This is a genomic window from Pseudomonas helleri, assembly GCF_045830615.1.
Classification (GTDB): Bacteria; Pseudomonadota; Gammaproteobacteria; order Pseudomonadales; family Pseudomonadaceae; genus Aquipseudomonas; species Aquipseudomonas helleri.
This window is the reverse complement of the sequence record NZ_CP174501.1, coordinates 3,699,242-3,712,500: the sequence shown is the minus strand read 5'-3', so window position 1 is coordinate 3,712,500 and position 13,259 is coordinate 3,699,242. Positions and strand designations below refer to the sequence as shown.

Annotated in this window: 11 protein-coding genes, 2 rRNA genes and 1 pseudogene (1 of these 14 cut by a window edge); 6 read left to right on the top strand and 8 right to left on the bottom strand. The window is 56.0% G+C overall.

Annotation, left to right across the window (positions count from 1 at the left end; genetic code table 11):
- Together ACJJU9_RS16755 and rrf are read left to right on the top strand one after the other, a co-directional pair.
- Positions 1–472 (top strand): 23S ribosomal RNA (locus ACJJU9_RS16755) (it extends 2,420 nt beyond the left edge of the window).
- Between the two features lie 160 nt (positions 473–632).
- Positions 633–748, top strand: a 5S ribosomal RNA gene (gene rrf / locus ACJJU9_RS16750).
- 360 nt (positions 749–1,108) lie between these two features.
- Here rrf and queD read toward each other — a convergent pair.
- Positions 1,109–1,465 carry a 6-carboxytetrahydropterin synthase QueD gene (gene queD / locus ACJJU9_RS16745; protein ID WP_048386287.1) on the bottom strand — a complete coding sequence of 119 codons (357 nt, stop codon included), beginning with the start codon at positions 1,463–1,465 and terminating at the stop codon, positions 1,109–1,111.
- Between the two features lie 186 nt (positions 1,466–1,651).
- On the opposite strand from queD, the gene ACJJU9_RS16740 reads away from it, so the two are divergent.
- The 3 genes from ACJJU9_RS16740 to ACJJU9_RS16730 are packed head-to-tail and all read left to right on the top strand — an operon-like array spanning position 1,652 to position 3,953.
- Positions 1,652–1,969 carry a PepSY domain-containing protein gene (locus ACJJU9_RS16740; RefSeq protein ID WP_407729029.1) on the top strand — a complete coding sequence of 106 codons (318 nt, stop codon included), beginning with the start codon at positions 1,652–1,654 and terminating at the stop codon, positions 1,967–1,969.
- Positions 1,969–2,637 carry a response regulator transcription factor gene (locus tag ACJJU9_RS16735; protein ID WP_407729028.1) on the top strand — a complete coding sequence of 223 codons (669 nt, stop codon included), beginning with the start codon at positions 1,969–1,971 and terminating at the stop codon, positions 2,635–2,637. The genes ACJJU9_RS16740 and ACJJU9_RS16735 overlap by 1 nt, the downstream gene beginning before the upstream one ends.
- Positions 2,634–3,953: a sensor histidine kinase gene (locus ACJJU9_RS16730; RefSeq protein WP_407729027.1), complete on the top strand. Its 1,320-nt coding sequence runs from the start codon at positions 2,634–2,636 to the stop codon at positions 3,951–3,953. Before ACJJU9_RS16735 ends, ACJJU9_RS16730 begins: the two co-directional genes overlap by 4 nt.
- Positions 3,954–3,998: 45 nt before the next feature.
- Here ACJJU9_RS16730 and ACJJU9_RS16725 read toward each other — a convergent pair whose 3' ends face one another.
- Both ACJJU9_RS16725 and ACJJU9_RS16720 read right to left on the bottom strand, forming a co-directional pair.
- Positions 3,999–4,754, bottom strand: a complete 756-nt coding sequence (locus tag ACJJU9_RS16725) for a methyl-accepting chemotaxis protein (protein ID WP_406549869.1) — start codon at positions 4,752–4,754, stop codon at positions 3,999–4,001.
- Between the two features lie 102 nt (positions 4,755–4,856).
- Positions 4,857–5,927, bottom strand: a pseudogene (locus tag ACJJU9_RS16720) (HAMP domain-containing protein); the annotation flags it as partial.
- A gap of 525 nt (positions 5,928–6,452) precedes the next feature.
- Here ACJJU9_RS16720 and ACJJU9_RS16715 point away from each other — a divergent pair.
- Positions 6,453–7,772: a Na+/H+ antiporter family protein gene (locus tag ACJJU9_RS16715; protein ID WP_407729026.1), complete on the top strand. Its 1,320-nt coding sequence runs from the start codon at positions 6,453–6,455 to the stop codon at positions 7,770–7,772.
- 15 nt (positions 7,773–7,787) lie between these two features.
- On the opposite strand, the gene ACJJU9_RS16710 is transcribed toward ACJJU9_RS16715, so the two are convergent.
- The 5 genes from ACJJU9_RS16710 to ACJJU9_RS16690 all read right to left on the bottom strand — a co-directional run bounded on the left by ACJJU9_RS16710 (position 7,788) and on the right by ACJJU9_RS16690 (position 13,145).
- On the bottom strand, positions 7,788–8,648 hold the full coding sequence (locus ACJJU9_RS16710; protein WP_407729025.1) for a pirin family protein: 861 nt from the start codon (positions 8,646–8,648) through the stop codon (positions 7,788–7,790).
- 59 nt (positions 8,649–8,707) lie between these two features.
- The gene (locus tag ACJJU9_RS16705; RefSeq protein ID WP_048371605.1) at positions 8,708–9,124 is read right to left on the bottom strand and encodes an OsmC family protein; all 417 of its coding nucleotides are present in this window, start codon (positions 9,122–9,124) and stop codon (positions 8,708–8,710) included.
- Positions 9,125–9,250: 126 nt separating this feature from the next.
- On the bottom strand, positions 9,251–10,471 hold the full coding sequence (gene fabB, locus ACJJU9_RS16700; RefSeq protein ID WP_048371603.1) for a beta-ketoacyl-ACP synthase I: 1,221 nt from the start codon (positions 10,469–10,471) through the stop codon (positions 9,251–9,253).
- 11 nt (positions 10,472–10,482) lie between these two features.
- Complete coding sequence (fabA, locus tag ACJJU9_RS16695; RefSeq protein WP_032859207.1) at positions 10,483–10,998, bottom strand: 3-hydroxyacyl-[acyl-carrier-protein] dehydratase FabA; 516 nt, start codon at positions 10,996–10,998, stop codon at positions 10,483–10,485.
- Positions 10,999–11,246: 248 nt separating this feature from the next.
- Positions 11,247–13,145 carry an ATP-binding protein gene (locus ACJJU9_RS16690; RefSeq protein WP_353233019.1) on the bottom strand — a complete coding sequence of 633 codons (1,899 nt, stop codon included), beginning with the start codon at positions 13,143–13,145 and terminating at the stop codon, positions 11,247–11,249.
- Between the last annotated feature and the right edge of the window lie 114 nt (positions 13,146–13,259).

Below are 13,259 nucleotides of genomic sequence, written 5' to 3'. Positions count from 1 at the left end.
AAAGGTACTCCGGGGATAACAGGCTGATACCGCCCAAGAGTTCATATCGACGGCGGTGTTTGGCACCTCGATGTCGGCTCATCACATCCTGGGGCTGAAGCCGGTCCCAAGGGTATGGCTGTTCGCCATTTAAAGTGGTACGCGAGCTGGGTTTAGAACGTCGTGAGACAGTTCGGTCCCTATCTGCCGTGGACGTTTGAGATTTGAGAGGGGCTGCTCCTAGTACGAGAGGACCGGAGTGGACGAACCTCTGGTGTTCCGGTTGTCACGCCAGTGGCATTGCCGGGTAGCTATGTTCGGGAAAGATAACCGCTGAAAGCATCTAAGCGGGAAACTTGCCTCAAGATGAGATCTCACTGGAACCTTGAGTTCCCTAAAGGGCCGTCGAAGACTACGACGTTGATAGGTTGGGTGTGTAAGCGCTGTGAGGCGTTGAGCTAACCAATACTAATTGCCCGTGAGGCTTGACCATATAACACCCAAGCAATTTGAGTAGGCTTTGTAAGCAAAGCGACCAGATTGCGGTGTGTGAAGACGATACAAACCGAAAGTTTGCAACTCACAAAACACCGACTCTATTACATACCCATTCGCTGGAGCGTTACGCACGTAACGACCTGGCTACCGAATTTCTTGACGACCATAGAGCATTGGAACCACCTGATCCCATCCCGAACTCAGTAGTGAAACGATGCATCGCCGATGGTAGTGTGGGGTTTCCCCATGTGAGAGTAGGTCATCGTCAAGATTAAATTCCAAAATCCCTGTCTGCTCACGCAGACGGGGATTTTGTTTTTGTGCTCGAAAAAACACTGAGCATCCCCCTGCAACAAACAATCGATAAACCCTGCGAAACCCCCAATCAGCACTGGACACCCCCACCCAGGCCCCCACGCTCTTGCAGCTTGCAGCTTGCAGCTTGCAGCTTGCAGCTTGCAGCTTGCAGCTTGCAGCTTGCAGCTTGCAGCTTGCAGCTTGCAGCTTGCAGCTTGCAGCTTGCAGCTTGCAGCTTGCAGCTTGCAGCTTGCAGCTTGCAGCTTGCAGCTTGCAGCTCAAATTCCAGACATAAAAAAACCACCGCTCAGGTGGTTTCCTTATACCCCGGCGTTCAGTCGCCGTAATAAATGCAGCCGCTGGTGCACGTTTCGTGAATTCGAATGGCTGACAGTTCTGGAAGCAAGGGCTTGAGCTGTTGCCAAATCCACTTGGCCAATACTTCGCTGGTTGGATTTTCCAAGCCAGGAATATCGTTCAAGTAGTTATGGTCGAGTTGCTCATACAGCGGCTTGAAAATCGCTTTGATTTCCGAGAAGTCGCGGATCCAGCCGGTTGCAGGATCAATGTCTCCACTCAAATGGATCGCAACCTTGAATGAATGCCCATGCAAACGACCGCATTTATGGCCTTCAGGGACGTAAGGCAACCGATGTGCGGATTCGAAGGTAAACTCTTTAAAAATTTCCACAGTGTTTATAGCTCTGAAAGGTGGCTATCGCCTAGGCGATGAATGCAGGACGGCAGTTTAGCAGTTAACGCACGGCTAACGACAATCACGCTCCAGGCCAGCGGGCAGACAGACCTGCATATTCAGTTTCAATTAAGCCAACAACGCTATAGTCCGCATTTTTAACGTGGCATGCATCGGAGGTAAGTGATCACCGTGAATCAGTACGTTCGAGGCTGTGTTGCACTGCTGCTTTTTACGTTTTCCTGTTTGGTCTTCTCCCGGGACCTGGATCAGGACGAAGCGCTGCGTTTGCGAGAAAAAGGCGTCATCTTGCCCCTGGAGCAACTGCTTCAAAAGGCATTCCAGTATCACCCCAAGGCCAAGCTGCTCGAAGCGGAGCTTGAAGAGGATGATGACATGTATGTTTACGAAGTTGAGTTACTGACTCAGGACGGTGTCGTCCGTGAACTCAAGCTGAATGCCGCAGATGGCCAGCTACTCAAAGATGAGGTGGATGATTAATGCGGTTGTTGTTGGTAGAAGACCATGTCCCCTTGGCTGACGAATTGATAGCCGGGCTAACGCGCTTGGGGTATGCAGTGGATTGGCTGGCCGACGGCCGTGATGCCCTTTATCAGGGACAAAGTGAGCCGTACGATCTGATTATTCTCGATCTGGGTTTGCCGGGTGTTCCCGGTATCGACGTTCTTAAACAATGGCGCACACAGGGGCTTGCTACGCCGGTGCTGATCCTGACCGCCCGCTGCTCATGGTCTGAGCGGATTGAAGGGCTCAAGGCCGGAGCCGATGATTACGTAACCAAACCCTTCCACCCTGAAGAGCTGCAACTGCGTGTACAAGCGCTGTTGCGCCGCTCTCATGGACAGTCGAACCAGCCGCTGCTCAAATCCGCAGGGTTGCATCTGGACGAGTCGCGTCAATCTGTTACCCATGGCGAGAGTGAAGTACAACTGACCGCTGCCGAGTTTCGCCTGTTGCGCTACTTTATGCTCCACCCCCAACAGATCCTCTCCAAAAGCCATTTGGCTGAGCACCTCTACGACGGTGAAACAGAACGCGACTCCAATGTGCTTGAGGTTCATGTGAACCATTTGCGGCGCAAGCTCGGCCGATCTGTCATAGAAACCCGTCGCGGGCAGGGCTATATATTCGGGTCTGGTGATCAGTGAAGTCCATTCAGCGGCGCTTGAGCATTGGCCTGATCAGTGTCTTATTGCTATCGGGCCTGGTGGTAAGCCAAGTCAGTCTCTGGCTATTTGAAAATGGCCTTCAGCGATATTTAGAGTCTGGCCTGCAGATTGACAGCGAAAACCTGTTAGTCGCGCTGAGCCGTGGTCCTCTAGGTTTACAGCTGGACGAGCGACGCCTGTCGCCCGCTTATCAGCGTCCGTTTTCAGGGCATTATTTCAGCATCGAATTTGGCGACACTCATTGGCGCTCGCGCTCGCTGTGGGACGCACAATTACCCAGACCCAAGCAGCCTGGGCTGGACAGCACGCTTCAACCCGGCCCGGAAGGCCAGATGTTGCTGCTCCTGCGCAGCGATTACCTGCGCTTTGGCCAGCCTGTTTCCATCACAGTGGCTCAGGACTACACGCCGATACGAGAAAGCTTCAAGCAAGTGCAGAGAATTGGTCTGGGCATTGGCATCGTTGCGCTCATGATCATCTTGCTGATGCAGCGGCTTACAGTCCGTCGAGCACTGCGGCCACTGGAAACCGCGCGCAAACAAATCGTGCAATTGCAATCAGGTCAACGCTCACAGCTGGATACCCAAGTTCCCCTTGAGCTTGAGCCTTTGGTCACACAGATAAACCACCTGTTGAGCCACACTGAAGACACCTTAAAGCGCTCGCGAAATGCCCTGGGCAACTTGGGGCATGCCTTAAAAACGCCTCTGGCGGTCTTATACAGCTTGGTCAATGACCCGCAGTTTGAGCGCTACCCTCAGTTGCAACAAAGCCTGCGCGAGCAACTGGAGCATATTCAGCAGCGGATGACTCGCGAGCTCAATCGTGCCCGGCTGGCCGGTGATGCCTTGCCGGGTGCCCAGTTTGACGGCGATGCAGAACTGCCTGCCTTAATGTCCACGCTGGGCATGATTCATGGCGATCACCTGCACCTGGCGTTAAATGCCTCACCCAGGCTGCAGATGCCTTGGGACCGTGAAGACATGCTCGAATTGCTCGGCAACCTATTGGATAACGCCTGTAAATGGGCCGACTCCCAGGTTGAACTGAGTGTTCAGCAAAACCCGAATGGATTTGTCATAGAGGTCCAGGACGATGGTCCCGGTATTCCTGAGTCCGAGCGTGATCAGGTCTTCAGCCGTGGCGCTCGTTTGGACGAACAAGTCAGCGGCCATGGCCTGGGCTTGGGCATCGTGCGCGATATTGTGGAGGCATGGGGAGGGGAGATGAGGCTTGAAACCGGACCGCTGGGCGGCTTGTCAGTGATCATCGAACTGCACAAGCGTAAACGTTAAGAGGCGCCAGTGGCTCAGGCCAGCAGGCGCCTCTTGGCTGTCACATCACACGCGGAACTGATCCATCAGGTTTTGTTGCTGATTCGCCAGCGAGTTCAGCGACTGGCTTACCCGTGCCGACTCATTGGCCTGCCCGGACAACGACTCGGTGACATCACGAATCGTGGCCACGTTGTGGTTAATCTCTTCGGCCACGGCACTTTGTTCTTCTGCGGCACTGGCAATCTGCAAGTTCATGTCAGTAATGACTGTCACCGCTTCGCCGATTTGCTGCAGCGCAGTGACCGCTTGTCCTACTTGCTCGACACTGCCCTGAGCCTGACGATGACTATTGCCCATGGACGACACGACATCTTGGGTGCCCACTTGAAGTTGCTCGATCACTTGGCGAGTTTCTTCGACCGACTCCTGAGTGCGTCGCGCCAGGTTACGCACTTCGTCCGCCACTACGGCAAATCCACGGCCGGCTTCACCGGCACGTGCTGCTTCAATCGCTGCATTCAGGGCGAGCAAGTTGGTTTGCTCGGCAATGGCGCGGATCACTTCCAGTACAGAACCAATTTTCTCGCTGTTGGCCGCCAATCCTTCCACTTGCACCATCGCCTCGCTCATGTCAGCGGCCAAGTGATCAATGCTGTTGGTTGTGCGGTCAATGATGGTCAGGCCCTGGCGCGTCGCCTGATCGGCGTCACGTGCGGCTTGAGCGGCCTGTGCAGCACTGCGGGCGACGTCTTGCGCCGTTGCGCTCATTTCATGAGACGCTGTGGCCACCTGATCCACCTGGCGATATTGCTGCTCCATGCCTGCGCTGGTCTGGGTCGCAATCGCCGCCGACTGGTCAGCGGTGCTGCGAGCGTCCTGCACGGAGCGTTTAACTTCGGCAATGATTGGTTGCAGTTTGTCGAGGAAGCGGTTGAACCAGCCCGCCAATTGCCCAAGCTCATCTTTCTTGTCGTACTCCAGACGGCGCGTCAGGTCACCTTCGCCGCTGGCAATGTCCTCCAGCATGCGCGCAACACCCAGTATCGGGCGAGTCACGCTGCGCGCCATCAGCCATACCAACAGCAAACCGATGATCGCCGCCAGCGAACCCAGCCCAAACTCAATCAGGGTGCCAGCGGTATTACGCGCCTCCAGGTCGGCCTGAAGCACTTGTGCCGGTCCCACCAGTACCTTTTCAGGCACATCGAGCAGGACCCCCCAAGGTTTGCTGCCAGGAATCGGGAAAAACGGTGTCAGCACTTTCAAACGTTGATGGTTGCGGATGCTCTCGGTCTGACCCGCGCTGTTCATCAACTCTGTCAGCTTGGCACCGTCATTAGGGTCGACCTGATTCAGGCGCAGGCTTAGCTTGCTGGCATCCGCGCTGAAACCCGACAGCAAGCCTGCCGAGGTGATGATGCCGACGTTGGTTTGCCCGTCGTACAGTTTTTTACTGGCCTGCACACTCATGGCTTGCAGGCTGTTGAGGTTGATATCAACGGAGAGCGAAGCGATCACCTTGCCATCGACCATCAGCGGGAAAACGATGCTGGTCATCAGCACCCGTTGCCCGTCAATGTCATAAAAGTAAGGTTCGATAATGCACGGCTTTAGCGTCGCACGCGGGCAGGTAAACCATGAGTTATTGGCCTGACCGCTCGGTCCGATACTGGTGTCGGACATATCGGTTTCAGGCAGCGCCATTGAGGTCAGCTTGCCGGGTGTCGGCTGTGACCAATAAAGGGCAAAGCGGCCTTTGTCGTTGCTGCCCAGTACGGGTTGATGCTCAAACAACTTGTCTTTGCCATCCAGTGCGTTGGCTTCAAACACCAACGACAGGCCGAGTAAGTCAGGGTTGGCCTGCAACGCCGCTTTTACTTGGTGAGTCAGGTCCTCACGCAGGTCGAAGGCATCCAGAAAGCGCTTTTCAGATTGCTCACGCAAAAACAGGACTTGGCGGGCAAAGCCGTTTCCGTATTGGTAGGCGTCCATGAATTGACGGCTAATGGCCTGGGCCTGCGCCTCACCCTGAGCTTCAATACGCGCTTGGGCTGACTCATTGAGCATTTTTGCGCTTGAGGCTTCTACCAGGCTGGAGGTGTACTCCATGCGGTAGAGAGAAAGCCCTACCAGCAGGGCAACAATGCCCACAAGGCAAAGCCCGGCGAGCAGGGTGATTTTCCACTGTATGGAAAGCTGTCTGAGCGACATGGAGACATCCTAAAAAGAGGCTTTTACCCTTAGCGGCCATTTGACACATTTCTTTACGACAAAAAGCGAAATTTCATGTTAAAAAAATTGCGCTAAAGCCCTGTAAATACTAGGGATAAATTGCTTTTTCAGTGGTCTGGCGATCGCTTCTGGCCTGCGCTTTGACAAGGCGCCGATGCTCCTGCAAAGTGTGCGCCCTCAAATAAGCCCTCCTTTCCAAATCCGGCGACTGGAACAGCAGTCTATTGCCCGGAGTTTTCCGCTTTACGGTGTTTTTATCGTGGTGCGTACTATGAGGTTGTAACTATGAATGCAGTAATTGCCGCGGTCGGCATCATGTTGGTGCTCAGTCTGTCCCGTGTGCATGTGGTCATCGCACTGATTGTGGGTGCGGTGGTCGGCGGGTTGGTGGGCGGCCTGAGCATCGAGGCCACGCTCGAGGCGTTCAACAGCGGCTTGGGCGGCGGAGCCACTGTGGCGTTGTCTTACGCCTTGCTGGGCGCTTTCGCAGTCGCGATCTCCAAGTCCGGGCTGGCTCATGCCCTGGCCGACAGAGCCTTGGCGATGGTCAACAAGCAGCAGGCTGTCGGCGGCAATAGGGTCAAATGGCTATTGATCGGGTTACTGCTGGTGGTTGCGATTTGCTCGCAGAACATCTTGCCGATTCATATCGCTTTCATCCCGTTGTTGGTTCCGCCTTTGCTGTATGTGCTGACCAAACTGAAGATCGACCGCCGTTTGGTTGCCTGTGTCATGACCTTTGGTTTGATCACGCCGTACATGTTCTTGCCGGTTGGTTTTGGCAATATTTTCCTCAACCAGATTCTGCTCGCCAACGTCAGCAAAAGTGGCGTTGATATCAGCCAGGTCAATGTCACCCACGCCATGGCTATCCCTGCGCTGGGCATGCTGGTTGGCCTGCTGGTGGCGGTGTTCATCAGCTACCGCAAAAAGCGTGACTATGACCTGGCCAAGATCGAGCAGGTTGAACAGACCACGATCAACTACAACCCGTTGACCCTGCTGGTGGCCGGGGTCGCGATTGCGTCCGCGTTCATTATTCAGCTGTGGCTGGGCTCGATGATTATCGGGGCCCTTGTCGGTTTTCTGATTTTCTCGGTGTCGGGGATTGTGCGTTGGCGCGAGACCGACGACCTGTTCACCGAAGGCATGAAAATGATGGCCATGATCGGTTTCATCATGATCGCCGCCTCAGGCTTTGCAGAAGTCATGAAAGCCACGGGCGAGGTGAAATCACTGGTTGAAGCCTCGGCGGGCTGGATCAATCACAGCCAGGGCGTAGGCGCGTTGCTCATGCTGCTGGTCGGGTTGCTGGTGACCATGGGGATTGGTTCTTCATTTTCGACGGTGCCTATTCTGGCCGCGATCTTCGTACCGCTTTGCGTGCAACTGGGTTTTAGCCCGATGGCGATTGTGTGCATCGTCGGTACGGCAGGCGCGTTGGGGGATGCAGGCTCGCCAGCGTCGGACTCAACCTTGGGCCCGACCTCCGGTTTGAACATCGACGGCCAGCATCACCACATCTGGGACACCGTGGTGCCGACCTTTTTGCACTACAACCTGCCACTGCTGGCCTTCGGCTGGGCCGCAGCGATGATCCTCTAAGGCCGTCTCAGGCCTTCAGGGCAACTCAATCCGGCCGCTCTCGAAAGGGACGGTCGGCCAATCGCTTGTTGCCCAGCGGGCTCTTGCCCGCTCAATCAACTCGCGGTCGCTGGCAACGAAATTCCAGTTCATGCGCCGCGGCCCATCGAGCGGCGCGCCGCCAATCAGCACCGCGTGGCAATCGCTGTCTGCGCTCAGGGTCAGTGCTTCACCCGCCGGCAGCAGTACCAGGCTGTGTGGCTCCAGTGTTTGGCCTTCCAGCTGCATGTCGCCTTGCAACACATACAGCGCCCGCTCCTGATGTTCATCAGGGATCAACAGGGTGGTGGCTGTTTGCATATGGATTTCGGCATACACCGTCGGTGAAAGCACCGGTACCGGCGACTCCAGGCAAAAGCCTGTCCCGGCAATCATTCGTACGCGGACCCCCAGGCTATCGCTCACGGGCAGGCTGTCGGCCGGGTGATGGCTATACGAACCTGCGCCTTGCTCGTGTTCTTTAGGCGACGCCAGCCACACTTGCAGGCCGTGCAAGGTCGAGCCCTGCTCGCGTAGCGGGGCGGGGGTGCGCTCAATATGGGCAATCGCGGCGCCTGCGGTCATCCAGCTGACTTCGCCAGGCCCGACCAACTGGTCTGAGCCCAAACTGTCTTTGTGCTGCAATTGGCCTTCAAACAGGTAGGTGAGGGTTGAAAGACCAATGTGCGGATGCTGTTGGATATTCATGCCGTGGCCAGGTGGGTAATCGGTCACCAACATGTGATCGAAAAAAACAAACGGCCCGACACTGCGGCTTTTGGCTGAAGGCAGCGGGCGCAAGATCGGCTGGCCCTCGACGTCTTCGGCGCGCGGTTGAATCACGGTGAATGTCGGCATGGGCCCGTCCAGGCTGTAAAGGGAGCGTTGAGCATAACCCAACGCTCGCCAGGCCCGCATTACTGACTGAAAGCGCCTTCTGACAAGTGCGTTTCGATGGTGACGTCAGCGGTGGTCATCAGCTTGTGCACCGGGCACTTGTCGGCGACCTTATGCAGCTCTTCGCGCTGTTGGTCGGTTAATACGCCCTTGAGGGTCAGTTTCACGTGCAGCGCGTATTTGCCTTGTTGCTCTTCGCTGGCATCGTGCTTGACCTCAACAGTCACCCCGGTAAGCGGAATGTCTTTCTTTTGCGCATAGAGCTTGAGCGTCAATGCTTTGCAGGCGCCCAGCGCGGCATCGAAATAATCGTGTGGAGACGGGGCTGAGCCCTCACCACCGATCGCTTTGGGAACATCAGTAAACACTTCGTAATCGTCGATTTTAATGCTGTGACGAAAACCTTCGTGGGACACGGTGTTGACGGTAACGGTCATGGCAAACCTCAGAGTGGAGTGATAAAGGTCCTGATCTTTATAGAGCACTGCACCGGGTTGTACGTTCCATTGGGCAAAAAAAATGCCCCGACCAGGTCGGGGCATTTTCAGTGAGCGGGGGAGGGCTTACTTGCCTTCCCAGCGCTTCAGAACCAGGGTTGCGTTAGTGCCGCCGAAGCCGAAGCTGTTGCTCATCACGGTGTTGATCGTTGCATCTTCACGGGTTTTGGTCAGCACTGGCATGTCAGCAACCGCCGGGTCCAGTTCATCAATGTTGGCGGAGCCCGCAATGAAGTTGCCTTCCATCATCAGCATGCAGTAGATCGCTTCGTGAACGCCTGCGGCGCCCAGGGAGTGACCCGACAGGCTTTTGGTCGAGCTGATAGGCGGTGCCTTGTCTGCGAAGACTTCGCGAATGCCTTTCATCTCTGCCACGTCGCCAACCGGAGTCGATGTGCCGTGGGTGTTGATGTAGTCGATCGGTGCATCGACCGTCGACATTGCCATCTGCATGCAGCGGATAGCGCCTTCGCCGCTCGGAGCAACCATGTCATAGCCGTCAGACGTTGCGCCGTAGCCAACGATTTCAGCGTAGATCTTGGCGCCACGGGCCAGAGCGTGTTCCAGCTCTTCGACCACCACCATACCGCCACCGCCAGCGATGACGAAACCGTCACGGTCGGCGTCGTAGGCACGGGAAGCTTGCTCAGGGGTGTCATTGCGCTTGCTGGACAGCGCGCCCATTGCGTCAAACAGGAACGACTGGCTCCAGTGCTCCTCTTCACCGCCACCGGCGAAAACGATGTCCTGCTTGCCCATCTGGATCTGTTCCATGGCGTGCCCGATGCAGTGAGCACTGGTGGCGCAGGCAGAAGCGATGGAGTAGTTCAGGCCCTTGATCTTGAACGGTGTCGCCAGGCAAGCGGACACGGTGCTGCTCATGGTCCGCGTTACACGGTATGGGCCGACACGTTTAACGCCTTTTTCGCGCAGGATGTCCAGCGCTTCCATCTGGTTCAGGGTCGACGCACCACCGGAACCGGCGATCAGGCCAGTACGCGGGTTGGAGACTTGCTCCTCGGTCAGGCCCGAATCAGTGATGGCGTCTTTCATGGCCAGGTAGGCGTAAGCCGCTGCATGGCCAACGAAGCGATAAATCTTGCGATCGATCAGCTCTTCGAGGTTCAGGTCGATGGAGCCGGAAACCTGGCTACGCAGACCCATTTCGGCGTATTCCGGGTTGAAGCGGATGCCAGGGCGACTAGCACGCAGGTTAGCGGAGACGGTCTCTTTGTCATTGCCCAGGCACGAAACAATGCCCAGACCAGTGATAACGACGCGGCGCATGCGGATAACCCTTAAAAGTTGTCAGTTGAAGTGAACACGCCGACCCGAAGGCCTTCAGCGGTATAAATCTCGCGACCGTCGACAGTCACCGAACCATCGGCAATGGCCAGGTTCAGCTTGCCCTTGAGGACGCGTTTGATGTGAATGTTGTAGGTGACTTTCTTGGCGGTCGGCAAAACCTGGCCAAAGAACTTCACTTCGCCCGAACCCAGGGCACGACCGCGGCCCGGCAAACCCTGCCAGCCCAGGTAAAAGCCAACCAGCTGCCACATGGCGTCGAGGCCAAGGCAGCCCGGCATTACCGGATCGCCTTCAAAGTGGCAGGCAAAAAACCACAGGTCTGGAGTGATATCCAGCTCGGCGACCAATTCACCTTTGCCGTACTTGCCGCCTTCTTCACTGATATGGGTAATGCGATCCACCATCAGCATGTTAGGGGCGGGCAGTTGCGCGTTACCTGGGCCGAACAGTTCGCCGCGGCTACAGCGCAGCAGATCTTCCCGAGTAAAGGCGTTTTGTTTGGTCATGCGAGCTCCTCAATAATCCCATGCGGCAGGGTGGGGCAAATCTTCCCGACCAACCGAAACATGTTGTCTCAGTTCGCCAGCCTACACATAGACTATTGCGTTGTAGTGAAAGTCACAGCGCAAAGGACAGGAATGTACACTTGTGCACTGAAAATTTAAATCGGGCCGGTTCAGGGGCCCATTCGGGTGCCTAAGACTGCCGCACTTTTGCATTTTACGCCAGTCGCAGGTGGCTCTTTAGCCACAAGTTACTGGACCCAGCACTGCAGAATTTGTTCCAGATCGGTTCGTTTGAACGGCTTTGCAAGGTAATCGTTCATACCGGCTTGCAGGCAGTTTTCCCTGTCTCCCTGTAAGGCGTTGGCGGTCAACGCGATAATGGGCACTGTCCTGCAGCCTGCCAATTGGCGAATTTGCCGGGTAGCCTCATAGCCATCAATGATGGGAAGACGGCAGTCCATCAGGATCGCCACATAGTCTTCGGTATTGGCCTGGTGAATGGCTTGTGCGCCATCACTGACCACGCACACTTCGTAGCCAAGGCTTCGCAGGGTGGCTTCGATGACCGTCTGATTGACCGGATTATCCTCCACCAACAGCACTTTGCCGCCCTGGCCCATGGGCGCTTGTGCAGCCAGCGCCGGCGGTTGGCTCAGGGTCACGGGCTGGTGCAGCTCCAGCGGAATTTCCAGGGTGAACACCGAACCCTGGCCTTCCTCACTCTTGGCGCGCAACGTACCGCCCATGCGCTCAGCTAGCGTACGGGCGATGGGCAGGCCCAGGCCGGTGCCGCCATAACGCCGGGATATCGAACTGTCCGCTTGCTGGAAAGCGTCAAACATCGACTCAAGTTTTTCGTTGCTGATCCCGATTCCGCTGTCGCGCACCGTGCAGGTAAACCAAATCAACTGGTGATCCAGCGGCTGCCATTTAGCTTCAATGCTGACGTTGCCGCGCTCGGTAAATTTCAAGGCATTGCCAATCAGGTTCACCAGAATTTGCCGTATTCGGGTCGGGTCGCCCAGGACGTGCAAGGCCGACAAGCCCTCAGGCAGTGTCAGTTGCAGCAGCAAACCCCGCTGGCCTGCACTGAACTGGAACGTTTGTGCGCAGTTATCGATCAAATCCAGCAAGTTGAACGCAATGTGCTCAAGTTCCAGCGTCGAGCGTTCGATCCTCGAGAAGTCGAGAATGTCATTGATCACCTTCAACAAGTGCTCAGTAGACGCCGAGGCAAGATCTGCGTACTCCTTTTGCTCTTCAGTCATCTCGGTGGTTTCGAGCAGTTGCAGCATTCCCAGCACGCCATTCATGGGCGTGCGCAATTCATGGCTCATCATCGCCAAAAATTCAGTTTTAGCGCGGTTGGCGCTCTCGGCTTCTTCGCGCGCCTGAGTCAGTTGCGTTATAGCCGTCTGCTGCTCACGGCTGGCCTGTTCAAGGCCCGAAGCCAGATTATTGATGTGTTGGGCCAGGCTGCCCAGTTCGCCATCGTCAACCACCGGCAGGGGAGCTTTGTAATCACCGTGCTGGATGGCCTTGACGGTTTTGCTCATGTCGCTGATGGGCTTGGACAGGTTCGCCGCCAGGCGCCGTGCCAAGAGGAAGGTAAAACCCAGGGCAAAGAGCGCAAGAATCACCGCTTTGAGCAGGATCTCTTGTTGGCGCTTGCTGAATGCATCGTTGGACATACCCACCAGCACGCGGCCCAGGTAATCCTCTTCTGGCGCAGAGGCTTGCAGGTTGTTGCGTAAAAACACATCGCCTGAGTGGCCTCTCTGCCAGCGCACTGGCGCCTGAAAAACCTCAAATTTGGCCCCTTGCGATGGGGAAAACGCCGCTTTTTCAGCGCGAGCCAGCGTCTTGCCGGCACTGTCCTGGATCTGCACAAATTCGACGTGGGGGGTGTTCAACGAGGCAGTGATCAGGCTTTGCAGGATCACCGCATTACCGGTAATGACCCCGTATTCACTGGCCGGGGCCAATTGGTTGGCAATCAACTGACCGGTGTAGTTCAGCTCCTGGCGCAAGTCCTGAATCCGTACACAGGTGAAAAAACTGATCAGCAGCAGGGTGATCAATAAAGCTGGGCCCAGACTCATCATCTGCGTGCGGGTGTGAATATCCCAGCGACTACGTGTCGTCATGAATGATGAATCCCTTCAGTTGTGCTTCTCAGCTACCTTCAGAGCGGCATGGTAACTGAGCTGTCACACTTTGACAGTCAGGGCCGCCTATTTATCGGGCTTTAAGTGTGCAAA